This window comes from Candidatus Pelagibacter sp. PS_11 (genome assembly GCF_059417975.1).
This window is the reverse complement of record NZ_CM182075.1, coordinates 662,316-684,898: the sequence shown is the minus strand read 5'-3', so window position 1 is coordinate 684,898 and position 22,583 is coordinate 662,316. Positions and strand designations below refer to the sequence as shown.

The 22,583-nt window shown below is 27.0% G+C and carries 24 protein-coding genes; 17 read left to right on the top strand and 7 right to left on the bottom strand.

The features are described 5' to 3' along the window. The first annotated feature begins 108 nt into the window (after positions 1-108). The 13 genes from rpsB to lpxB are packed head-to-tail and all read left to right on the top strand — an operon-like array spanning position 109 to position 11,810. Positions 109-930, top strand: coding sequence for a 30S ribosomal protein S2 (gene rpsB / locus AC5SLT_RS03595; protein ID WP_494591217.1), 822 nt, complete (start codon positions 109-111; stop codon positions 928-930). A 1-nt stretch (position 931) separates the two neighbouring features. Next, positions 932-1,783, top strand: coding sequence for a translation elongation factor Ts (gene tsf, locus AC5SLT_RS03590; protein WP_494591216.1), 852 nt, complete (start codon positions 932-934; stop codon positions 1,781-1,783). Beyond that, a complete protein-coding gene (gene frr / locus AC5SLT_RS03585; RefSeq protein WP_271486466.1) occupies positions 1,784-2,335 on the top strand; it encodes a ribosome recycling factor in 552 nt (183 codons plus the stop codon). It begins immediately after the preceding gene. Continuing rightward, complete coding sequence (gene uppS, locus AC5SLT_RS03580) at positions 2,332-3,009, top strand: polyprenyl diphosphate synthase (protein ID WP_494591215.1); 678 nt, start codon at positions 2,332-2,334, stop codon at positions 3,007-3,009. The genes frr and uppS overlap by 4 nt, the downstream gene beginning before the upstream one ends. After that, a complete protein-coding gene (locus AC5SLT_RS03575) occupies positions 3,006-3,674 on the top strand; it encodes a phosphatidate cytidylyltransferase (RefSeq protein WP_494591214.1) in 669 nt (222 codons plus the stop codon). The genes uppS and AC5SLT_RS03575 overlap by 4 nt, the downstream gene beginning before the upstream one ends. A gap of 1 nt (position 3,675) precedes the next feature. Next, the gene (locus AC5SLT_RS03570; RefSeq protein ID WP_494591213.1) at positions 3,676-4,842 is read left to right on the top strand and encodes a 1-deoxy-D-xylulose-5-phosphate reductoisomerase; all 1,167 of its coding nucleotides are present in this window, start codon (positions 3,676-3,678) and stop codon (positions 4,840-4,842) included. Positions 4,843-4,848: 6 nt separating this feature from the next. Then, positions 4,849-7,089 carry an outer membrane protein assembly factor BamA gene (gene bamA, locus AC5SLT_RS03565; protein ID WP_494591212.1) on the top strand — a complete coding sequence of 747 codons (2,241 nt, stop codon included), beginning with the start codon at positions 4,849-4,851 and terminating at the stop codon, positions 7,087-7,089. Beyond that, on the top strand, positions 7,089-7,619 hold the full coding sequence (locus tag AC5SLT_RS03560) for an OmpH/Skp family outer membrane protein (RefSeq protein WP_494591211.1): 531 nt from the start codon (positions 7,089-7,091) through the stop codon (positions 7,617-7,619). Before bamA ends, AC5SLT_RS03560 begins: the two co-directional genes overlap by 1 nt. Before the next feature lie 2 nt (positions 7,620-7,621). Next, the gene (gene fabZ / locus AC5SLT_RS03555) at positions 7,622-8,071 is read left to right on the top strand and encodes a 3-hydroxyacyl-ACP dehydratase FabZ (RefSeq protein WP_494577488.1); all 450 of its coding nucleotides are present in this window, start codon (positions 7,622-7,624) and stop codon (positions 8,069-8,071) included. A gap of 56 nt (positions 8,072-8,127) precedes the next feature. Continuing rightward, a complete protein-coding gene (gene lpxD / locus AC5SLT_RS03550; protein ID WP_494591210.1) occupies positions 8,128-9,108 on the top strand; it encodes a UDP-3-O-(3-hydroxymyristoyl)glucosamine N-acyltransferase in 981 nt (326 codons plus the stop codon). Beyond that, positions 9,105-9,881 carry an acyl-ACP--UDP-N-acetylglucosamine O-acyltransferase gene (lpxA, locus tag AC5SLT_RS03545; protein WP_494591209.1) on the top strand — a complete coding sequence of 259 codons (777 nt, stop codon included), beginning with the start codon at positions 9,105-9,107 and terminating at the stop codon, positions 9,879-9,881. The genes lpxD and lpxA overlap by 4 nt, the downstream gene beginning before the upstream one ends. Before the next feature lies 1 nt (position 9,882). Then, a complete protein-coding gene (locus AC5SLT_RS03540; protein ID WP_494591208.1) occupies positions 9,883-10,677 on the top strand; it encodes an LpxI family protein in 795 nt (264 codons plus the stop codon). Further along, on the top strand, positions 10,674-11,810 hold the full coding sequence (lpxB, locus tag AC5SLT_RS03535; protein ID WP_494591207.1) for a lipid-A-disaccharide synthase: 1,137 nt from the start codon (positions 10,674-10,676) through the stop codon (positions 11,808-11,810). The genes AC5SLT_RS03540 and lpxB overlap by 4 nt, the downstream gene beginning before the upstream one ends. Here the strand turns inward: lpxB and gltX are convergent. From gltX to AC5SLT_RS03500, 7 genes are all read right to left on the bottom strand, one after another. Continuing rightward, on the bottom strand, positions 11,787-13,187 hold the full coding sequence (gene gltX, locus AC5SLT_RS03530; protein ID WP_494591206.1) for a glutamate--tRNA ligase: 1,401 nt from the start codon (positions 13,185-13,187) through the stop codon (positions 11,787-11,789). The two genes, lpxB and gltX, sit on opposite strands and share 24 nt — an antisense overlap. Positions 13,188-13,209: 22 nt before the next feature. Next, entirely contained in the window at positions 13,210-13,887 is a 678-nt protein-coding gene (gene lexA / locus AC5SLT_RS03525; protein WP_271487021.1) for a transcriptional repressor LexA, read from the bottom strand. 88 nt (positions 13,888-13,975) lie between these two features. Then, entirely contained in the window at positions 13,976-14,767 is a 792-nt protein-coding gene (locus tag AC5SLT_RS03520; protein WP_494591205.1) for an indole-3-glycerol phosphate synthase TrpC, read from the bottom strand. After that, entirely contained in the window at positions 14,760-15,752 is a 993-nt protein-coding gene (gene trpD, locus AC5SLT_RS03515) for an anthranilate phosphoribosyltransferase (protein WP_494591204.1), read from the bottom strand. Before trpD ends, AC5SLT_RS03520 begins: the two co-directional genes overlap by 8 nt. After that, positions 15,749-16,324 (bottom strand): aminodeoxychorismate/anthranilate synthase component II, encoded by a 576-nt coding sequence (locus AC5SLT_RS03510; RefSeq protein ID WP_018414084.1) that lies wholly within the window; start codon positions 16,322-16,324, stop codon positions 15,749-15,751. Before AC5SLT_RS03510 ends, trpD begins: the two co-directional genes overlap by 4 nt. Beyond that, positions 16,324-17,778: an anthranilate synthase component I gene (trpE, locus tag AC5SLT_RS03505; RefSeq protein WP_494592561.1), complete on the bottom strand. Its 1,455-nt coding sequence runs from the start codon at positions 17,776-17,778 to the stop codon at positions 16,324-16,326. Before trpE ends, AC5SLT_RS03510 begins: the two co-directional genes overlap by 1 nt. Next, a complete protein-coding gene (locus AC5SLT_RS03500; protein ID WP_494592559.1) occupies positions 17,778-19,199 on the bottom strand; it encodes a SurA N-terminal domain-containing protein in 1,422 nt (473 codons plus the stop codon). Before AC5SLT_RS03500 ends, trpE begins: the two co-directional genes overlap by 1 nt. A 56-nt stretch (positions 19,200-19,255) precedes the next feature. On the opposite strand from AC5SLT_RS03500, the gene AC5SLT_RS03495 reads away from it, so the two are divergent. From AC5SLT_RS03495 to AC5SLT_RS03480, 4 genes are all read left to right on the top strand, one after another. Continuing rightward, positions 19,256-19,996 (top strand): triose-phosphate isomerase, encoded by a 741-nt coding sequence (locus AC5SLT_RS03495; protein ID WP_006996994.1) that lies wholly within the window; start codon positions 19,256-19,258, stop codon positions 19,994-19,996. A 5-nt stretch (positions 19,997-20,001) separates the two neighbouring features. Then, a complete protein-coding gene (secG, locus tag AC5SLT_RS03490; protein ID WP_006996993.1) occupies positions 20,002-20,301 on the top strand; it encodes a preprotein translocase subunit SecG in 300 nt (99 codons plus the stop codon). Between the two features lie 86 nt (positions 20,302-20,387). Next, on the top strand, positions 20,388-22,304 hold the full coding sequence (locus tag AC5SLT_RS03485) for a TolC family protein (protein ID WP_494592558.1): 1,917 nt from the start codon (positions 20,388-20,390) through the stop codon (positions 22,302-22,304). A gap of 14 nt (positions 22,305-22,318) precedes the next feature. Beyond that, on the top strand, positions 22,319-22,546 hold the full coding sequence (locus AC5SLT_RS03480) for a hypothetical protein (protein ID WP_011282048.1): 228 nt from the start codon (positions 22,319-22,321) through the stop codon (positions 22,544-22,546). Positions 22,547-22,583 lie beyond the last annotated feature (37 nt).

The window sequence follows — 22,583 nt, the reverse complement described above, 5'->3', positions numbered from 1 at the left end:
AATAATTTGTAAATAACTCTTAAATTAAATTAACACGCACACAGTTTGTGGTTTTATACCTCCGGTCCTTAAATGGAAATTACTGTGGTGGCTTAACCGGGAATAAATATGAAAATACCAAGTCTAACTATCCAACAATTATTAGAAGCAGGCGTTCATTTAGGTCATAAGACCTTAAGATGGAACCCAAAGATGAAAAAATACATTTTTGGAAAAAGAGATTCAATTCACATTATTGATTTAACTCAAACATTAGAATTAACGAATATAGCTTTGGAAAAAGTTTACAATACGATAGCCAATAATGGCAAAATTCTTTTTGTGTCTACAAAAAAACAAGCATCAGAAGCTATTGCTGAAGTTGCAAAAGAAACTGGACAATACTTTGTAAACTACAGATGGTTAGGTGGAATGCTAACCAACTGGGGAACAATCTCAGGATCAATTAAAAAGATGAAAAAATATGAGGCTGATCTTGTAGCTGAAAATAGAGGCTTTACAAAAAAAGAACTATTAAAGATGAGTGTTAAAAAAGATAAATTAGAAAGAGCATTGGGTGGAATTGCAGAAATGAAAAAGGTTCCCGATCTAGTTTTTATTATTGACACTAATTATGAATCTCTAGCTATTGCTGAAGCTTCTAAATTAGGTATTCCAATCTGCGCTATACTTGACAGCAATTCTAATCCTGATGGTATTGATTACCCAATTCCTGGTAATGATGATGCTAGAAGAGCAATTGATTTATATTGTAATTTAGTAAAAGAAACTATTGAAAATGCAAAAAAAGCTGCTCCATCTAAATCTGAAGAAAAACCAGATGTTGATGAGACAAAAATAAAAGAAACTTCATCAAAAACTATTCAGGAGATTGATAGAGAGAAGTTAGATGCTAAATTTTCAAAAAAAGATATGGAAAAACTTAATTAACATGAGTGATATAGAAAAAGTAAAACAATTACGTGAAGCAACTGGTGCTGGATTTAAAGATTGTAATTTAGCAATCAAAGAATCTGGAGGTGATCTAGATAAAGCTGTTGAAATTTTAAGAGTAAAAGGAATTTCTAAAGCATCAAAAAAAATGTCAAGAGATGCTAAAGAAGGTGTTATTGCAACTTCAGGTGATGAAAACAAAATATCTGTTATTGAAATTAACTGTGAAACAGACTTTGTTGCTAAAAATGATGACTTCGTATCTTTTGCGAAAGAATTAAGTGAATTAAATAATCAAAATTCATCTGACTTAGAGAAACTCAATAAGTCAAAAATGGCAAATGGAGAAACAGTTGAAGATAGCCTTGTTGCATTAATTGCAAAAATGGGAGAAAAGATAACACTTGGTAAAGCTAAAACATTTAGCCAACCAGGTTCTAAAAATTTTAATTATTTGCATACTGTAGTTAAAGATAATTTGTCTAAATTATCAGTCATAACTTCACTTGAGACCTCAAACGATAGTGAAGATGTTAAGGCATTTGGTAAACAACTTTCAATGCATATTGCAGCTTCAAATCCTTTGGCTTTAAGTTCAGATTTAATTGATAAAGACCTTCTTCAAAAAGAACAGGATCTTGTTACAGAGGAGTTAAAAAATTCAGGAAAACCAGAGGAGATTGCACAAAAAATTAGCTTAGGTAAAATGAATAAGTTTAAAGAGGAAAATGCATTATTAACACAAGCATGGGTTATGGAACCAAAAAAGAAAGTTCAAGATATTATAAAAGAACTAAACATACCAGATTTAAAGATTAACAATTTTCTTAGAATTAAAATAGGTGAATAAATGTTTAATGAAAAAACATACAGCCAGAAGATGGATAAAACCATTGAGGTTTTTCAGAAAGAGTTAACATCATTAAGAACAGGTAGAGCAAATGCTTCAATGTTAGATCTTGTTAAGGTGGAAGTTTATGGTCAAGCGATGCCTTTAAATCAAGTTTCAAGTATAACAACCCCTGATGCTAGAACAATTAACATCCAAGTTTGGGATCTTAATAATGTTCCACTTGTTGATACTGCAATTAAAAAATCAGAATTAGGTTTAAATCCTCAAATCGATGGTCAATTAATTAGGTTGCCCGTACCAGATTTAAATGAAGAAAGAAGAACGGAGATTAAAAAATTAATAAAATCTATGGGTGAAAAGTGTAAAATCTCAATTAGAAATATTAGAAGAGAAGCGAATGATGATTTAAAAAGCTTAGTTAAAGAAAAAATAATTAGTGAAGATGATGAAAAAATTAATGAAAAATTAGTACAAACATTTACGGATGAGCATATTAAAATCATAGATACTAAAGTTGAAGCAAAAGAAAAAGAAATAATGACCATATGAACCCAGTCAAACATGTGGCCATCATCATGGATGGAAACGGAAGGTGGGGTATTAAACATAAAAATTCAAGAAACGCAGGCCATAGAGCAGGGTTATATACAGTTGAGTCTGTTATTGATGAATGTTTAAAGATAAATATTAAATATTTAACACTCTATACCTTTTCAACTGAAAATTGGAAAAGACCAAAAAAAGAAATAAATTATTTATTTAATTTATTGGAAAATTTTTTGACAAATAAAATTGACAACCTATTAAAAAAAAATATTAAACTAAAATTTATAGGCGAAATAAATAAGTTACCCATTAGATTAAGAAAAATTTTAAAAAATTCAGAATTAAAAACATCAAAAAATTCATCATTACAGGTAAATGTTGCTTTGAATTATGGTTCCAAAAGTGAATTAATTAACTCTATAAAAAACATCAGGAAAAAAAAAATTAAAATAAATGAAAAAAATATTGATAATAATTTATTTACAAAAAATATAATAGATCCAGATATTTTGATAAGAACTGGAAATACTCAGAGACTAAGTAATTTTATGCTATGGCAGTTGGCATACACGGAAATTTTCTTTGAAAAAAAATTATGGCCTGACTTTAAAAGTAATGATTTTAAGAAAATATTGAATAAATTTAAATCCATAAAAAGAAATTTTGGCTCAATATGATAAATAACGAATTAAAAAAAAGAATATTCACATCTATTATTTTACTTTCTTTATTGGCAGCAATGTATTTTTATACATTTATAATGATTGGTTCAATAATGATTATAGCAATAATTATATGGATTGAATTTTATGCATTGATTTCTAAAATTATAAAAGGCAATAGATATCAGGACCATTTTTTTAGGTATATATCAAAGTCAGCTTCATTACTGTATTTATCTATTTTGGTTTATTTTCTATTTATAATAGAATCTGATTATACTGATTTAAAAATATATTTATTGTATTCAGTTTTAGTTGCAATTTTATCTGACATTGGTGGATTAGTATTTGGAAAAACTTTTAAAGGAAAAAAACTTACTAAAATAAGCCCTAATAAAACTATATCAGGATCCATTGGTTCAATTGTTTTTTCGATGGTTTTAATACCAATATTTTATAATGAAGTAATTATATACGACTTGCTTACTTTAATAATACTAACAATTGTAATTTCTTTAATTTCCCAAATAGGAGATCTATTCATCTCTCTTTTAAAAAGAAAAGCTAAAGTTAAAGATACTAGCGATCTTCTTCCTGGTCACGGTGGATTACTTGACAGAATGGATGGCATAATTTTTGCTGTGCCGTTAGGTATACTTTTGTTAAATTTTTTAAACTAATATGAAAAAAAAAATAGTACTTTTAGGCTCGACCGGTTCAATTGGTAAATCCTTTTTGGATATACTTAAAAAAGATAAAAAAAATTGTGATATTTTATTATTATCTGTAAATAGAAATATTAATGAATTACTTAAACAATTAAAAATTTTTAAAGTTAGAAATATTGTTGTTAGAGAAAAAAAAAGTTTTTTAAAAATTAAAAAAATACTTAAAAATAAAAAAATTAATATTTATAATAACTATGATTCAATACATAAAATTTTTAATAAAAAAAAAGCTGACTATATATTAAATGCAATTTCTGGTTTGGATGGTTTAAGCCCCACTTTAAAAGTAATTAGGTTTACAAAGAATATAGCAATAGCCAATAAAGAGTCTATCATTTGTGGCTGGTCATTAATAAAAAAAGAATTAGATAAATTTAAAGTTAAATTTATACCAGTAGATTCTGAACATTTTTCAATATGGTCTTTAATTGATGATGCTAAAAATATTAATATAGAAAAAGTGTTTATTACAGCATCAGGTGGACCATTTAACAAATTAAATTTTAATAAGTTTAAAAAAATTACTATAAAACAAGCGCTTAAGCACCCCAATTGGAAAATGGGAAAAAAAATAACAATAGATTCTGCAACATTGATGAATAAAGTTTTTGAAATTATAGAAGCTAAAAAAATTTTTAATTATAAATATAGTCAATTAAACATCTTAATTCACCCAGCTTCCTATGTTCATGCTATTATTAAATTTAATAATGGCTTAACTAAAATGTTAATACACGATACAAATATGAAAATTCCAATTTTTAACTCTTTTTATAGCAAGTATGAAAAAAAAATTCGAACGCAAAAACTTAACTTTAATCTATTAAGTAAACTTAATTTTACAAAGGTAGATACTACTAAATTTCCAGTTGTAAAAATTTTAAAGAAGATGCCACACAATGACTCATTATTTGAAACTGTTATAGTAAGTGCGAACGATAAATTGGTTGATTTATTTTTAAAGAAAAAAATAACATTTAATCAAATATCAACTTTCTTATTGAAAATAATCAAAATGAAGGAATTTACAAAATTTAAAAAAATTAAGGTCAAAAATATTGATGAAATCATCAAATTGAACAGTTATGTAAGTTTGAAAATTAACAAATTAACTATATAAAACCTTATGTTTAAAACAATTATAAGAATTAATTTTATTTTATTCTTTATTTCCTCTTTATCTATAGCTCAAACTATTAGTGAAATTAAGGTGGATGGTAATAAGAGAATATCTAAAGAATCTATAATAATTTTTGGTGATATAGATTTTAACAAAAGTTACAATGACGATGATTTAGATATGGTGCTTAAGAATATTTATGAGACAAATTTTTTTAAAGAAATTAACTTAAAAATTAATAATTCAATCTTAGAAATTTCTGTCATTGAAAATCCAATCATCGAAGATGTCCAAATAAATGGAATTAAAAGTACAAAATTAACTGAGCTATTATTAGATAAGATTAAATTAAAAAACCGTAGTTCTTATATCGAATCATTGTTTCTATCAGATTTAAATTTAGTAAAGAATATTTTGAAAAGTAGCGGGTATTACTTCGCTGATGTTAAAACTACCTCTACATTAAATGAAGAACAAAATTCTACAAGACTTACTTACGATATAAATCTAGGCAAAAGAGCCAAAATTCATGAAGTACAATTTATTGGAGATAAAAAAATTAAAGATAGAAAACTTATGAACATAATCACCTCTGAAGAGTCTAAATTTTGGAAATTTATTTCACAATCTATTTATCTTAATTCGGAAAGAATCGAATTAGACAAAAGACTATTAACAAATTTTTATAAAAATAATGGGTATTATAACGTAAAAATAACAAACTCCTTTTTAGAATTTAATAATGAAGATTCTTTTAAGTTAATTTTTAATATTAATTCTGGTGAAAAATTTATATTTAACGAATTAACTTTAGTATTATCTGATGACTACGATTCAAAATATTTTACGAAAATTAATGAATCCTTAGTAGATTTAAAAAATCAAGAGTACTCATTAGATAAAGTTGAGAAAATTTTAAGAGAAGTTGATAAAATAGCGCTTACTAAACAATACCAATTTATTGATGCGTCACTAGAAGAAACAATAATAGATAATAATAAATTGAACATTTCATTTTCTTTAAAAGATAACGAAAAATTTTATGTTGAAAAAATTAACATACTAGGAAATAATTATACTATTGAAGAGGTTATTAGAAACTCTTTAATAGTAGATGAGGGTGATCCTTATAATGAAATTTTATTCAACAAATCTGTAAATAATATTAAAGCAAAAAATATTTTTTCAAAAGTAGAAACTAATATTGTTCCAGGTTCTAGCGAAGGTCTTAAGGTGGTAAATCTTACTGTTGAAGAAAAACCTACTGGAGAAATTTCTTTAGGTGCTGGTGTTGGAACATCAGGCGGCACAATAGGTGGAGGTATAAAAGAAAATAATTTTTTAGGGAAGGGGATTAAATTAAACTCAAATTTACAATTTTCAGAAAATTCTATTAAGGGACAATTTATATATGAAAAACCTAATTTTAATTATTCAGATAACTCTTTATTTACTTCTATAAGAAGTACCAGTACTGATAATATAACTGACTTTGGTTACAAAACATCAGATTTAGGTGTATCCCTAGGTACTTCTTTTGAACAATTTGAAAATTTATACTTTAGACCTGAGGTTGATATCTCCTACGAAAAACTTGAAACAACAAGCGCTGCATCAACATCTCTTAAAAAACAAGAAGGAAATTATTTTGATAGTTATTTTAACTATTCTTTAGACTATGACTTAAGAAATAAAAGATTTCGACCAGATGAAGGTTTTAGAAATATATTTCAACAGGAACTACCTGTAATGTCAGATAATTATGAAATTGTTAATTCATTTGAGTCAACCAGATATCAGAAAATATTAGATACGGTTACAAAAGTTAGTTTTTATGGAAAAGCTGTAAATTCACTTGGTAATGAGGATGTAAGAATCTCAAAAAGGTTATTTATGCCTAGCAGTAAACTCAGAGGTTTCGAATCTGGTAAAATTGGTCCAATCGAAAATAATGACTATATTGGTGGTAATTATATTTCTGCTCTAAATTTCAGTGCTACACTACCTAAACTTCTACCATCCTTTCAAAATATGGATTTTTCTCTATTTATTGACGCTGCTAATGTATGGGGTGTCGATTATGATAGTGCTATTGATGATAATAATAAGATTAGAAGCTCAACAGGAGTCTCAATGGATCTATTAACACCAATTGGACCTCTAAATTTTTCATTGTCTCAACCTATTACTAAAAGTTCTACTGATAAAACCGAAAGTTTTAGATTTAACCTTGGCACAACATTTTAATGACTTTCAAAAAAATCTGTATTTATTTAACCACAGCATTTATTCTTTTTTATACAAATATTGCTCTATCAAATAATAATATTTACTATCTAGATATAGATTATTTGATGAATAATTCACTAGCTGGGAAGTTAATCATTAAGAAATTAGATGAAAAAACTAAATTTAATAAAAAAAAGTTTGAAGAAATTGAAAAAAATTTACAAACTGAAGAAAGGAATATAATTTCAAAAAAAAATATTTTAAGTGAAAAAGAATATCTCATTGAAGTACAGCTATTTAAAAAAAAAGTTGAAGACTACAAAGTATCTCGAAGTAAAACAATTAATCAAATTACAAAAATAAAAAACGTTGCCCAAAGAAATCTTACTGAGTCACTTACACCAATTCTTGCGGATTATGCTAAAAAAAATTCTATCTCATACATCATTCCAAAACAGGGCATTATAATAGGTAAAAAAGAATTAGATATTACAAGTCAGATACTTGAAATTTTAAATTCAAAAATTAAAAGTATAGAATTACAATAATTATGACCAATAAATTAAATAAAAAAGAAATAATCAATTTATTACCTCATAGAGAGCCCATGCTCCTTATAGAAGAATTAACTAATATCAAAAAATTATTTTCTGCAACGGCAATTGTTAATGTTAAGAAAGATAGTTTTTTTGTACAAGGACATTTCCCTGGTAATCCCGTTATGCCAGGAGTTTTGATTGTTGAAGCTTTTGGTCAAGCAGCTGCAGCTCTTACCGCGCATGGTATTGATAGAGAAACTTATGAAAACAAACTTGTTTTTTTAATGGGTATTGAAAAAGCAAGATTTAGAAACCCAGTTATTCCAGACTGTAAGCTAGAACTAAATATAGAAGCAATTAGATCTCATGGAAGAGTCTGGAAGTATAAGGGTGAAGCATTTGTTGATGGAAAAAAAATGGCTGACGCTCTATGGTCAGCTACTATCGTAGATAAAAAATAATTAGTAATAATTCTTGATAAGCAAACCTTTAAAATTTTTGATAAAAAACTTTATCAATGAATAATCTATTTTTTAAGAATAAAGGTCCTATAAAAATTGATGATATCTTAATTTCTGCAAATATTAATAATAAACATAAATATGTTGAAACAAATATTTTAGATATCAAGGATCTTGTTACAGCATCAAATACAGATATTACTTTTTTTCATTCAAAAAAATATGAAGCTGCGGCTTCAATCACTAAAGCTGCTTATTGCCTAACTACTAAGCAATTATCAAGTATATTACCAAATAATTGTAAACCTATTGAGGTTGATAATGTTCTTATCTCTACCGCTATAATTACTAAAATATTTTATCCAGATTCTGTTACTGATGATTTTGATCCTCAAACTGAAAATATTGAAAAAACAATTTTACATAAGACTGTGAAACATGGTCAAAATGTATTGGTTGGAAAAAATGTTAAAATTGGGCTCAATTCTTCAATAGGGCATAATTCAATAATTGAAAGCAATGTAATCATTGGTGATAATTGTTCAATTGGATCTAATGTTATCATCAGAAATACTTTAATTAAAAATAACGTTTATATTTTAGATGGATGTGTAATTGGAAAAAAAGGTTTTGGTTTTTTCCCAAATAAAAATGGAAATACTAGATATCCTCACATAGGAATTGTGATAATTGAAGATAATTGTGAAATAGGTTGTGGATCCACAATAGACAGGGGCTCCTTGTCTAATACTTTAATTGGCAAGAATACCTTTATTGATAATCAAGTTCATATTGCTCACAATAATAAGATCGGAGAAAATTGCATCATTGCTGGTCAAGTTGGATTTGCTGGAAGCTCTTCATTAGGAAATAATGTGATGATTGGTGGTCAAGCAGGAATATCTGGACACTTAAAAATTGGTAATAATGTACAAATAGGAGGTGGATCCGGTGTTATAAAGAATATTCCTGATAATACTAAACAAATGGGTTATCCTGCTAAAGATTTAAAAAAATTCATCAAAGATAATAAATGATCCATAAAACAGCAATAATAGATCCAAAAGCAAAAATAGCCTCAAATGTTGAGATTGGTCCATATTGTGTAATTGGTCCAAATGTAGAAATTGATGAAAATACTATCATTCATTCTCATGTAAATATTTCTGTAAGTGCTAAAATCGGAAAGGGAAATAAGATTTATCCTTTTGTTTCAATTAATGATCCACAGGACTTGAAATACAATGGTGAACCCACCAATTTAATAATTGGTAATAATAACAAAATTAGAGAGTATGTAACAATAAATCCTGGTACAGTTAGTGGTGGGGGCAAAACAGTTATTGGAAATAATTGTTTATTTATGATTTCATCCCATATCGCTCATGACTGTCATGTTGGTAATAATGTAATAATAGCAAATAATGTACCATTAGGTGGTCATGCAATTATTGAGGACAATGTTGTTATTGGCGGCAATTCTGCTGTTCAACAATTCACTAGGATTGGAAAAATGGCAATGATTGGTGGAATGACGGGTGTTTTACATGACGTAATACCCTATGGATTGTCTACTGGAAATAGAAATTCATTGCAAGGATTGAACTTAATAGGGTTGAGAAGAGCTAAGTATGAAAACAAGGATATCTTAGGTTTAAGTGACGCTTACAAAAAAATTTTTGCTACAAAAAATGTTAATGAAAATATAAGTAAATTGAATGGTTCTTTTCAAGAAAATCCGTTAGTTAAAGATGTAATTAAATTTATAACAAAAGATAAAAAAAGATCTATTTGCACACCATTTTCATAAGATGATAGGATTAATTTTTGGTGATACTGATTTTCCAAAGGAAATTCTAAAAACAATTAAAAAAAATAAAATAAAATATTTGATAATTGATTTATCAAAAACAAAGAAATTTAAGAAAGATAAAAATTCTTTTGCTGTATCCATTGGTCAATTCGGTAAAATTATTAATATTCTTAGGGAAAATAACTGTAAAAAAGTCTTATTTGCTGGAAAAGTAAATAAACCAAACTTTTCTAAATTAAAATTAGATTTAAAAGGAATTTATTATATACCAAGAATAATCAAAGCCTCAAAGCTTGGAGATGCAGCGATACTTAAAGAAATTATTAAGATATTTGCTCAAAACAAGATTAAAACAGAAAATTCTCTTAAATTTAATCCCGAATTATCTTTAACGAAAGGTAATTATTCAAAGATAAAACCAAACAAACAAGATCAATTAGATATTAAAATAGCAATTAAAACATTAAATAATTTAAGACAATATAATTTTAGCCAAGCTGTTGTGGTTAGAAACAAAAAAGTGATTTCTATAGAAGGAAAAGGTGGAACCAAAAAAATGCTTGAAAAAAGCAAAAGTAAAATATTTAGAAATCATGGAGTATTAGTTAAGTTTCCCAAAAAAAAACAAGACTTGAGAGTAGATCTGCCAACGATAGGATTAAAAACTATCAAACAAAGCAAGATTGCTGGTTTAAAGGGTATTGTTATAAAAAACAAACAACATGTTTTTTTAGATAAAATCAAATGCATAAAATTTGCGAATAGAAATAGGATGTTTATCTCAGTAAAATGAAAAAAATCTTTATATTAACTGGTGAACCCTCTGGAGATAAACTTGCCTCTAAAGTCATATCCAAAGTCCAAAAAAATAATCCAAATATTCAATATGCTTGTGTCGGTGGAACACATTTAAATTCGTTAGGGATAAAATCTATTTTTAAGCTAAAAGAAATTACCCACATCGGCTTTACAAGTGTTTTATTAAATATTTTTAAAATAAAGAATAAAATAGATAAAACTGTAGAAGAGATAATAAGATTTAATCCAGATATTTTGTTTAGTGTAGATAGTCCTGATTTTACATTAAGAGTTGCAGAAAAAGTTAAAAAATTAAACAATGATATAAAAACTATTCATTATGTAGCACCACAAGTATGGGTATGGCGTGAGGGCAGAGTAAAAAAATTTAAAAAGTTTTTAGATCATATTTTATTATTATTTGATTTTGAAAAAAAATACTTTGATAAAGAAAATATTCCAAATACTTTTGTCGGTCATCCGTTGCTAGAAGAAGAGTCAAAAAACAAAATAGATCTAACTAACATCATATCTAATGATAAAAAAATTATTTCTCTTTTTTCTGGAAGTAGATCGTCGGAAGTTAATTTACTTTTACCTATCTTGATAGATTTTATTAATATGATGAATAAAAAATTTAATAATTTTACTTTTATTTTTCATACTACTGAGGATAATAAAAATTTAATTAGTGAGAAAATTAATAATATAAATTTAAAAAATGTTGAAGTTATTTCTGAAGAAAATATTAAAAAACAAATTTTAAATAAATCTATTTTTGCAGTTTCTAAATCTGGAACTGTTTCTCTTGAAATTTGTAATGCAAGAGTTCCTTCTATAATTATTTATAAAATGAATTTTTTGAATTTTTTAATTGTTAAAATGTTAGTGAAAACAAAATTTGCCAATATCATCAATATTATTAACAACAAAGAGATAATTCCTGAATTAATACAAAAAGAATGTAATGCTAAAGAGATTTACGACTCTGTTGTTTATTTTTTAAAAAATCCAGAATTAATGAAAAAACAAATCAATGAGTGTGATGAAACTTTAACTAAAATTAGATCAAAAACCTCATCTTCTGATGAAGCTTCTTCCGTATTAACTAAGTTTCTTATTAGTTAATCTTTTTATAACTTCCTCTTTTCCAAGTGAAATAATTATATCATATATGCCAGGTCCAAATTTTGAACCTGTTAAAGCTATCCTTAAAGGCTGACCAACTCCTTTAAAATTTGTATTATTTGATTTAATTAGTTCATTTACTATTGGCTCCAATGTTTCTTTGCTAAGTTTATCTATGATAGCAAATTGAGCATTGAAAGCAGAAATGATTCTTTTTGCCTTATCATCAATGATCTTAATGTCATCCTGATTAAAATTTATCTCATCTACAATAATATATTGACCATTATTAAATATATCTTCTAATGTTTTTGCTTTATTTTTTAAGAAAGTTAGAGATTTTTTGATCTTATCTTTTTTATCTGACTTAATTTCACTTTTATATAATTTGCAGTATTCTATTAGCTGATTAAATAAATCATTTTCATCAATATTTTTAATATAATGTTCGTTCATTGATAGAATTCTACTCATATCTAGTTTAGATGGTGATCTTCCTATACCTTCTAAGTTAAAGTACTTAATGCTCTCATCTAGGGTAAATATTTCTTTATCTTCAAAAGACCAGCCCAATCTCAGTAAATAATTCCTTAATGCATCGGGTATTATTCCTATTTTGGAGTAGTCATCTAAAGTTGATGCATTATCTCTTTTTGATAATTTTTTACCCTCTATTGTATGAATAAGAGGTATATGTGCAAATTGAGGAACTTCCCATTTCATTGCTAAGTATATTTGCATTTGTTTAAATGTATTAATCTTATGATCGTCGCCTCTAATGATATGGGTCATATTCATTTGATGATCATCAACGGTTGCAGATAAATTATATGTTGGCGTTCCATCATTTCTTAATATTATAAAATCCTCTATTGTAATATTCTCTATTTCAACATTTCCTTGCACCAAATCTTTTAGTACTGAGGTTCCTTTAATTTTACTTTTAAATCTAATTACTGGTTTGATAATTGTAGGCGCATTAGACTCTTGAAGATCTCTACATTTTCTATTGTAAACATAAGGAAGTTTTTTTTGTCTCGCTCGTTTTTTTTGCTCTTCTATTTCATCACTTGAACAATAACATTTATAAGCATGACCATTTTTAAGCAGTTCATTAGCTACATTTACATGATCATCAATTTTAGTTGATTGAATGTATTCATCACCATCATGCTCAATACCAATCCATTTTAAAGACTTGATAATTTGAATTTTATGTTCATCTTTAGATCTTTCCTTGTCTGTATCTTCAATCCTTAGATGAAAGGTCCCATTTTTATTTTTAGAATATAGCCAATTGAATAAGGCAGTTCTTACACCACCAATATGAAGAGCTCCAGTAGGAGAGGGAGCAAATCTTGTTGCTACTTTTGACATCAATGATTTTTAGACTATTTTCTTAGAAGTTTCTATATAAAGATACAAGAATACCTTGAACTTTTACTCTATCTGGACCAAATATTTTGGTTTCATAGTTTCTATTAGCACTTTCAAGCGCTACAGTTTTTCCTTTTCTTCTAATTCTTTTCAACATTGCCTCGTGTTCATCTATTAAAGCTACTACAATTTTACCGTTATCAGCAGTGTCAGATCTTTTTATGATAACAGTATCACCTTCATTAATGCCAGCCTCAATCATTGAATCACCTTGAACTTTTAGACCAAAATATTGACCGTTTTTTTCAAGATTGCTTGGAAGAGGTATACGAGAAACTTCATTTTGTATTGCCTCTACAGGTGTTCCTGCTGCTATACTACCTAATACAGGAATTTCCATTTCATTTAAGTTAGTATTTTCTGTATCTAGACCACCCTTAATAACACTAGGTGAAAAGCTATTGTAAATATCATTAGCAGAAGCTGTTTCAGGAAGTTTTATAACCTCTAAAGCTCTAGCTTTGTGAGCCAACCTTCTAATAAAACCTCTTTCTTCTAAGGCACTTATTAATCTGTGTATTCCTGACTTAGACTTTAAATTTAAAGAATCTTTCATTTCTTCGTATGAAGGAGATACACCTGAGGCTCTCAATTTTTTGTTGATGAATAAAAGCAGGTTTTTTTGTTTTTTAGTTAGCATAAGAACAAATAAAGTACAAAATATGTTCTACAAGTGTTCTTTTAATTCTGCAATAGCTAAAAAATGTTTAAAATAGGGGCTTATTTTACTAGAGAATGGAAAAAATAGAATTTTTATTTAAATTTTTTAAAAGTGATTCACCAATTAAAAAAGTTTTTATTTCTGTTTTGTTCTCTAAAGAAAGAAGTTCTTCCTTTGTTTTAATGCCGCTTTCAGAAATTAAAGGGGAGGAGTGATTACTTAAGACGTTATAGATATCATAAGTTGTATTAAGATCTGTTTTTAAAGTTTTAAGATTTCTATTATTTATTCCAATTAATGCTTCTTTAAAGTTAAGAGCTTTTTCGGCTTCTTCAATTGTATGGACCTCAACAATTATTGACATATTAAGTCTCATTGCTTCTTCATATAATTCATTAGCAAGGTCGTCAGAGACACCAGCTAATATAATTAATATTGCATCCGCACCATAACTTTTTGCAAGAGGTACTTGAAACTTATCAATAAAAAAATCTTTACATAAAACAGGTAAATTTATTTTTTCTTTCACTTTACTAATGTCACTTAGGCTGCCCAAAAAGAAATCTTCTTCAGTAAGAATTGATAAACATGTTGCTTTATTGTTATTGTAGATTTTTGCTATTTCTATAGGGTTATAATCATCAATTATAATACCAGCGGATGGGCTTGCCTTTTTTATTTCTGCAATTAGAGAAATTTTATTATTATCAATGTTGTTTTGAATTTTATCTTTAAAGTTAATAAATGATTTATTTTGATCTATTTGTTCATTTAAAGAATTTAATGAAATTGATTTTTTTAATAAATCAACTTTTTCAATTTTTTTTTTAATAATTTCCTCTAGTACATCTTTAGACATTTTGAATTTCCTTTAAGTCATTGTATGTTTTTCCTGACAATATATGTGTTCTTGCTTCGTTATAAGCTTCAATAAAAATTGTATATTTTTCTGAAACGATAAGACCTGCTGCAGCATTTAAACAAACAGCTTTTGAAAAATCGTTATCTTCACCTTTAAATATATCTAGCATTTTATTTGCGTTAAATTTTGCATCATCACCAAGTAAATCTTCAAATTTATTCGCACCTATATTTAATTTTATAGGATCAATTAATATTTCAGAAATTTTACCATTTTTTAATTGAACAACATTAGTTTTTGAATAGGGTGATATTTCATCTAATCCATCTTCACTATTTACAATCCAGGCAAATTTAATATTTAAATTATTCAAAGCATTAGCAAAAATTTTTAATAGTTTTTTATCAAAAACACCAATTACTTGTCTATCAACTAGTGCAGGATTACTTAAAGGGCCAATCATATTAAAAATTGTTCTTTTTCCTATTTTTTTTCGAGTAGGACCAACAAATCTCATTGCACTGTGATAGTTAGGTGCAAACATAAAACCAAAGTTATTTTTTTCAATTTGTTCCTCAATATTTTTAGGCTCTAAATCTATCTTTATATTTAAAGCTTCCAAAACATCTCCTGAACCACATTTAGAGGAAACAGCTTTATTGCCATGTTTTGCAACTTTTATCCCCATACTAGATAGAAGTAGTGCTGAAGCGGTTGAAATATTAAGTGTGTTCATACCGTCTCCACCCGTTCCACATGTATCAATACAGTCATTAACGTTAACTCTTTTAGATTTATCTCTTAAAACAAAAACCCCTCCAGCAATTTCATCTGAGCTCTCACCTTTAGATGAAAGTAGAGTTAAAAAATCAAATATCTCATCATCTGATGCTTTACCATCCATTAGTATTTCAAAAGCATTTTTGCTTTCATTGAACGATAAGTCTTGTTTATCTTTTAATTTATCTATGAAAACTTTCATTTACTTTTGTAATTAATAAAATTTTTTAATATTTTAATTCCAATGGTAGTTTTTATACTTTCAGGGTGAAATTGAACACCGTGAATATTATATTTTTTATGCATTATGCCCATGATAATTCCATCTTCAGTTTCTGCAGTAATTTCAAGATGATCAGATAACGTTTTTTTATCAACTATAAGACTGTGATACCTTGTAGCTTCAAATTTAGAGGGAAGATTTTTAAGTATACCTATTTTTTTTGATTTTATAAAACTAGTTTTCCCATGCATTAACTTTTTTGCTTGAATAATTTTTGAACCGAAAACTTGGCCAATAATTTGATGACCTAAACATACTCCAAGAATTGGTATTTTTCTATAAAGTGCTTTTACTATTTTAATACAATTTCCTGATTGATTTGGATTACCTGGTCCTGGTGATATAATAATTTTGTCATATTTAATTTTTAGTATTTGTGTATGGGTGATTTTATCATTTCTAACCACATCAACTTTAACGCCTAGTGATGATACATAGTGATATAAGTTAAATGTAAAACTATCATAGTTATCTATTAATAAAATTTTCATTATTTTAATGCATTCATTAAAGCTTTGGCTTTATTAACAGTTTCTTCGTATTCTTTAATTGGATTACTGTCAGCTACTATTCCTGCACCAGCTTGAACATAGAATTTTTTATTTTTTGCTACAGCAGTTCTTAAAGCGATGCAGGTATCAAATTCACCATTTGCAGAAAAATAACCTATTCCTCCAGCATAAATTTTTCTTTTAGTTTTTTCTAGCTCATCGATTATTTCCATAGCTCTAATTTTAGGTGCACCAGAAACAGTCCCTGCAGGAAATCCAGCAAGTAGTGATTTAAATTTTGAAATTTTATTATTATAAGTACCCATCACATTGGAAACTATATGCATTACATGAGAGTATTTCTCGATCATAAAACTATCTGTAACTTTAACAGTTCCTATTTTAGAAACTTTACCAGCATCATTTCTACCCAAGTCAAGTAGCATCAAATGTTCAGAAAGTTCTTTTTTATCTTTAAGCAAATCTTTTGCAAAAAAGTTATCCTCTTTTAAATCTTTACCCCTAGGTCTAGTTCCAGCAATTGGTCTAACAGTAATCTTGTTATCTCTTAGTCTTACTAAAATTTCTGGACTAGCGCCTATAATTTGAAAATCATCAAAATTAAAAAAATACATAAATGGAGATGGGTTAGTAATTCTAAGTTTTTTATAAATTTCTAATGGTCTTTTAGACAATTCAGCTTCAAACCTTTGACTTAAGACGACTTGAAAAATATCTCCAATTTTTATGTATTTTTTAGCTTTGTTTACCATCTTTAAAAACTTATTTTTGGTTGTATTAGATTTAATTTTTATATTTTTGATAATGGCTTTATTAAAATCTTTTTTTTGGAGAGAAGCTTGAATTAATAATTCATTTATTTGTTTTTCAATTTCAAGGTATTTATTCTTATAGTTTGTAATTTTTTCATCCTTAAAGATATTAACAATATAAAAAATCTTTTTTTTCAAGTTATCGTGGACAACTAACACCCTTGGTCTTAAAAGCCTTACATCAGGTAGTTTTAAATCATCTCTACATTTGTTTGGAATTTTTTCTATGTATCTAATTGAATCATAAGAAAAATAACCAGAAATTAATGAACTAATAGGAGGAAGCCCTGATGGTATCTTAAATTTAAATTCTTCAATTATCTTTTCTATAATTTTTTCAGGTTTTCCTTTAATTCTTTTTTTAGTTTTGTTTGTAACTAAATATGAATTGTTATTATTGAACTCCCAAATTTTATCAGGGTTTTTACCAAAAATAGTGTATCTACCTCTTATTTTTCCCTTTTCTACGGATTCAAAAACAAAACTATTTTTTTCTAGAAGAAAATTATCTATTAGATTTAGGATTTCGTCATCATTTCTTATTTTCCTAGTGGTGTAGAGGATTTGATTTTTGTTTCTTTTATGTTGAAACTTAAAATCATTAAAGTTTCTGTTTAACATTATTTAAAATAATTTTTAACTCGCTCAAGTGTTTTTTCATTCACAACAACTTGGTATCTGTTATTTAAAAATAAATCATATGATTTTAAAATATTATTTTTACTTTGAGCTCCCTCTTCAGAAGATATTTTTCCAAAATTAGCAGAATTTTTGTTAATGTTTTTTTCTTCGTATTTTATAGTCTTTGCAATAAACACATCATTTTCATTGTTTGCAATTAATGTAAAAGAATTAATAGGAAGAGAATAGAGTATTTGAATTGAGTTTGTCTCAAATTTTTTAGTATCATTTATAGAATCTAGCTTAATTTCTTTTATATTGTTTTTACCAAACTCATCAAATGACACTTGATTGAATGTTTTTTTATTAATTTTTTCTAAAATATTTTTATTAAATTCTAACTTTTCTTTTTGAAATAGAAGATTTGTAATTTGTTCTTTAATTATAGGATTTTCAAGATCTGGCAATTTAGAGATTGAATTATTTATATTGTAAAAAATATAAGCACCATTATTTTCAAGAATTTCAATTTTATCTTCTCTTGAATTATAGATCATATTTTCTATTATTTTTTTATTATCAAGATTTATGTATGAGTTAACTTCGGTAGGGGAAATATCCAAATTTTTAACTATAGTTTTAAAGTCAATATTTTTTGATATTTGGTTTTCTATATCGTCAATTTTATCAAAAAATGCTTGATTAAAATCATCAATACCTAGTAAGTTTTTTGGGCTAATTTCAACAAAAGAGAAATCAATATAATCTTGTTTTAATTTTTCTGCATTTTCTTCAACGAAAAACTTAATATCGTTATCTGTAAACATTTCCTTTTTTTTATAAAAGGTACTTAGATCGATATATTCGATATCTAATTTTTTGTTATTTTCTTTATAAAATTTATTAATTAAAAATTCTGGTGATTTTGTTCCACCACTTATGTAGGTAAATAATTGTTTTTGAAGTTCATTATTTTTCAAGCGTATTTCAAACATGGCTGCAGAAGAATTATTTGTTAATAAAAATTTTTCATATAATGTTCTTTGAAATAATCCATTTTCATCATGGAAATTTTTATTATTTTTAATTTTTCTAATCAATACGTCTTCTGTGATTGAAAGATTAAGTTCTTCTATTTCAAGATCAAGAAGAGTCGTGGATACTAATGTAGATAAAAGTTCTTCTATAATATTTTTATCGATATTTTCTTTAATTACCTGTTGGCTTAATCCCGTTTCATTTAAATAATCCATAAAATCTTGTGTAGAAATATTAGTATTATTTATCTTAGCTATGTTGTTTTGATTGCCAGTGCTAAATCCTCCACCAAAACCACCAAAACCAAAAGCTACTATAATTACAAAAATTAGTAGTAGACCACCAATTTTCTTTTTAGAAAAATTTTTAAAAGGATTTATCATTACTTCATTAATTTATTGATCTTTAAAATACCAAGCTATAGATTAAATTTTTCATTATGACAAATAAATATATGTATTTTGTAGCTAATTGGAAAATGTATGGGAATTTATCTTCTTTAAATACATTGGATAAAGTTATTAGATTTTCAAAATCTAAAGAAATAAAGGGAGGTAGATTAATTTACTGCCCTCCAAATACTTTAATAAGTTCTTTTGCTAAAAAATTTAATAATTGTCAAATTGGTATTGGTGGACAAAATTGTCATGAAAGCAAAGATTATGGTGCTCACACTGGCCATGTTAATTCCCGTATGTTAAAAAACATTGGTGCGCATTTTGTAATTATTGGTCATTCTGAAAATAGAAAACAAGGTGAGAGTGATAAACTAATTAATCTAAAAATAAAAAGTGCTCTCGAAGCTAAATTAAAAGTTATTTTTTGTATTGGTGAAACTTTAAGTGAAAAAAGAAAAAAAAAGACACGTTCAATTTTATCTAAACAAATTAAAATTGGTCTAAAAAATATTAAAAATAAATCTAATATTTTTATTGCTTATGAGCCTGTTTGGGCTATTGGCAGTGGCATTATACCAAAATCATATGATCTTTTTAAAACTATAGAATTTATTAAAAGTAAATTTAGAGATAAATTGCCAAAAGTTTTATATGGAGGTTCAGTCAACCCTGAAAATATTACAAACTTAAAAAAAATTAATAATATTGATGGTTTTTTGATTGGTGGTGCATCTCAAAGTGCTAAAAAATTTATTGATATAGTCAAAAAAACGTATAGTTAAGCCACATGGAAAATATTTTATTAGTGGTCAACTTAGTACTAGCAACAATACTTGTACTTTTGATACTTGTACAAAAATCAGAAGGTGGTGCTCTTGGCATAGGTGTCTCTCAGGATAATTTTATGCTTTCCAGATCTGCAGGTAATTTTATGGGGAAGGCTACTGCAGTAGTTGCAACTTTATTTATAATTTGTAGCTTAGCTTTAACAATTATATCTAGAGGTGAGTTAACACCTACTGAATCAGTTTTGGATATCATTGAAGAAAAGTCTAGTGATACACCTTCAATTCCTGAAAATAATTAAAAAATTAAAAAAAAGTTTAAGAAATAAATACTTTTTTCCCTTTAAAACCCCAAACTGGTCACTCAACCTTTATTAGAATATTTCTAATGATTTATAAAGAGTTCGTGTACCAAAAAATTATAAAAATTGTATTAATCTTAAGCCTTAGCTTGTTGGCTTCGTGCGCCAATAGAGGCCCATTGCCATTTTCTTTTGATTTTTTAAAGAAATCTGCTGATGAAGATATTGAAAAAATTTCAAAAATTAGAAAGCAAAATGAAATATTACAAAAAAACTTAGACATTGATTTATATACAGCGATCGCCCTTGCAATCGAAAATAACAAAGATTTAAAAGTAAAATTATTCGAAACCGCATTAGCGGACCGTCAATTGAAAGACGTAAAGTTTGACATGTTACCAACCATGTCAGCTAATGCAGGTTATTCTGGAAGTGACAATTATCAATCATCCACAAGTGCAACTGTTGGAAATAATGATATAGCAGCATCCAAAGGGTCTACATACTCTACATCACGAAATAGAGATGTTGTTGATCAAGATATAGGTTTTGCTTGGAACGCACTTGATTTTGGTTTGTCTTATATTAGAGCAGGACAAACAGGGGATCGTTTTTTAATTGCAAAAGAGATAGAAAAAAAATCAGCCAACAATATTGCAAAAGAAGTTATTCGATCTTATTGGAATGCTCTTTCTGCAGATAAGTTAATTCAAAAATACGATCCTTTAATTAAAAAAGTAAAAATAGCTTTAAGCGACTCTCAAAAAATAGAAGAGATGTTGCTACAAAAACCAATGGATGCACTTTTGTATCAAAAAGAATTGCTAGATATAAAGAGAGCTCTTATTACACAAAGACAAACTTTAATTAATTCTAAAATTGAATTAGGAACCTTAATGGGATTGTTGCCCAACCAAAGCTATAAATTAGTAGCAACCAATCAACCTATCAATATTTTAGACATGGATTTAAAAAACATGGAAAAACATGCTTTAGTTAGTAGAGCAGAGTTATTAGAAAATCGATATCAAGAAAGAATATCCGTTGCTGAAACTAAAGTTGGATTAAGATCTTTGTTACCTAATTTTAATATTAACGCAGCTTTCACAAGTTCTTCAAATGATTATTTACAAAATAAATCAAATTTTGAATTTGGTTCTTCAGTTGGCGCAAACTTATTAAATGTCTTTAGAGCACCATCGATTAAGAAAATGAATGAGGCAAATACAGAAATTATTAAAGAACAACGTCTTGCTTTATCTATGGCTATCTTATCACAAGTTCATTTAGCAAATATTGATTTTCAAATGAGCATGGAAGAATATGATACGGCTGAACGTTATTTAAAAGTCTCAACAAAAATTGCCGACCAAGTTCGAAACGCACAAAAAATTGCAAGATTTGGTGAGTTAGAATTAATTAGAGAAGAAGCAGGTACTCTTGTTGCTGAACTAAGAAGAGATATTTCATTTTCTAAAATGCAACATTCAATTGCACAAGTTTATACCTCAGTTGGAATTGATATTACCACAAGAGACACCATAGTAGGGGGAACGGAATTATTTGCATATGAAATTAAGAATAAATTTAGTGGTTTAGGTAAAAAATACATTGCAAAAGTAACAGAACCTATTCAAAAACAAAATCCAGTTGCTAAACAATTTGATGAAAATTATAAAAAATTTGAATTTTCAGATAAAACGTTCAAACTTGAAGGTCAAGGTTCTGTTCAATATTCAGCAAGATTAGCAAATGATCAACCATTACCTAGTTGGATAGATTTTTTACCAACGCAAAGAGCGTTTTTAATAGACTCGGTACTAAAGGGCGATATTCATGAAATAGATCTTATTGTTAATGCAAAAAATATCAATTCTACAGTTGATGATCAATTTACTTTGATAGTGGATCCAATTTTAAAGAGCCAAAAAGATTTAGCAAAAATAATAGGTACCACATTAAAAGAAAAAGCTGAAATAGTTAAAGCTTCAAAAATCCAATAAATTAAGGAGATCTAATGAAGAAAATTACAAAGAATATTAAGGTTAAAGTTGCCTCGAATAAAAAAAAAGTTTCAGGAAACATATTGAATGCACCTAAAACGCACAAATTACCTCGTGTGGTTAAAGCAAGAGCAGGACAAACTATAACAGGTAAAATTGGAGGTATTAGAAAGACACCCAATAAATCAATTGCAAAACCAGGACAAACAATAACTGGTAAAATTAGACGAAGAACCAATTGACCCAAAAACCTAAAAAGAAACAGAAAATATTTATAGA

Coding starts and splice junctions, on each gene's coding strand:
- lpxA (WP_494591209.1), top strand. CDS start 9,105: ATGATCCATAAAACAGCAATAATAGATCCAAAAGCAAAAATAGCCTCA.
- rpsB (WP_494591217.1), top strand. CDS start 109: ATGAAAATACCAAGTCTAACTATCCAACAATTATTAGAAGCAGGCGTT.
- AC5SLT_RS03540 (WP_494591208.1), top strand. CDS start 9,883: ATGATAGGATTAATTTTTGGTGATACTGATTTTCCAAAGGAAATTCTA.
- trpE (WP_494592561.1), bottom strand. CDS start 17,778: ATGTTAAACAGAAACTTTAATGATTTTAAGTTTCAACATAAAAGAAAC.
- fabZ (WP_494577488.1), top strand. CDS start 7,622: ATGACCAATAAATTAAATAAAAAAGAAATAATCAATTTATTACCTCAT.
- AC5SLT_RS03510 (WP_018414084.1), bottom strand. CDS start 16,324: ATGAAAATTTTATTAATAGATAACTATGATAGTTTTACATTTAACTTA.
- AC5SLT_RS03570 (WP_494591213.1), top strand. CDS start 3,676: ATGAAAAAAAAAATAGTACTTTTAGGCTCGACCGGTTCAATTGGTAAA.
- tsf (WP_494591216.1), top strand. CDS start 932: ATGAGTGATATAGAAAAAGTAAAACAATTACGTGAAGCAACTGGTGCT.
- AC5SLT_RS03575 (WP_494591214.1), top strand. CDS start 3,006: ATGATAAATAACGAATTAAAAAAAAGAATATTCACATCTATTATTTTA.
- frr (WP_271486466.1), top strand. CDS start 1,784: ATGTTTAATGAAAAAACATACAGCCAGAAGATGGATAAAACCATTGAG.
- bamA (WP_494591212.1), top strand. CDS start 4,849: ATGTTTAAAACAATTATAAGAATTAATTTTATTTTATTCTTTATTTCC.
- uppS (WP_494591215.1), top strand. CDS start 2,332: ATGAACCCAGTCAAACATGTGGCCATCATCATGGATGGAAACGGAAGG.
- AC5SLT_RS03560 (WP_494591211.1), top strand. CDS start 7,089: ATGACTTTCAAAAAAATCTGTATTTATTTAACCACAGCATTTATTCTT.
- AC5SLT_RS03500 (WP_494592559.1), bottom strand. CDS start 19,199: ATGATAAATCCTTTTAAAAATTTTTCTAAAAAGAAAATTGGTGGTCTA.
- AC5SLT_RS03485 (WP_494592558.1), top strand. CDS start 20,388: ATGATTTATAAAGAGTTCGTGTACCAAAAAATTATAAAAATTGTATTA.
- lpxB (WP_494591207.1), top strand. CDS start 10,674: ATGAAAAAAATCTTTATATTAACTGGTGAACCCTCTGGAGATAAACTT.
- lexA (WP_271487021.1), bottom strand. CDS start 13,887: ATGCTAACTAAAAAACAAAAAAACCTGCTTTTATTCATCAACAAAAAA.
- AC5SLT_RS03520 (WP_494591205.1), bottom strand. CDS start 14,767: ATGTCTAAAGATGTACTAGAGGAAATTATTAAAAAAAAAATTGAAAAA.
- AC5SLT_RS03495 (WP_006996994.1), top strand. CDS start 19,256: ATGACAAATAAATATATGTATTTTGTAGCTAATTGGAAAATGTATGGG.
- gltX (WP_494591206.1), bottom strand. CDS start 13,187: ATGTCAAAAGTAGCAACAAGATTTGCTCCCTCTCCTACTGGAGCTCTT.
- lpxD (WP_494591210.1), top strand. CDS start 8,128: ATGAATAATCTATTTTTTAAGAATAAAGGTCCTATAAAAATTGATGAT.
- trpD (WP_494591204.1), bottom strand. CDS start 15,752: ATGAAAGTTTTCATAGATAAATTAAAAGATAAACAAGACTTATCGTTC.
- AC5SLT_RS03480 (WP_011282048.1), top strand. CDS start 22,319: ATGAAGAAAATTACAAAGAATATTAAGGTTAAAGTTGCCTCGAATAAA.
- secG (WP_006996993.1), top strand. CDS start 20,002: ATGGAAAATATTTTATTAGTGGTCAACTTAGTACTAGCAACAATACTT.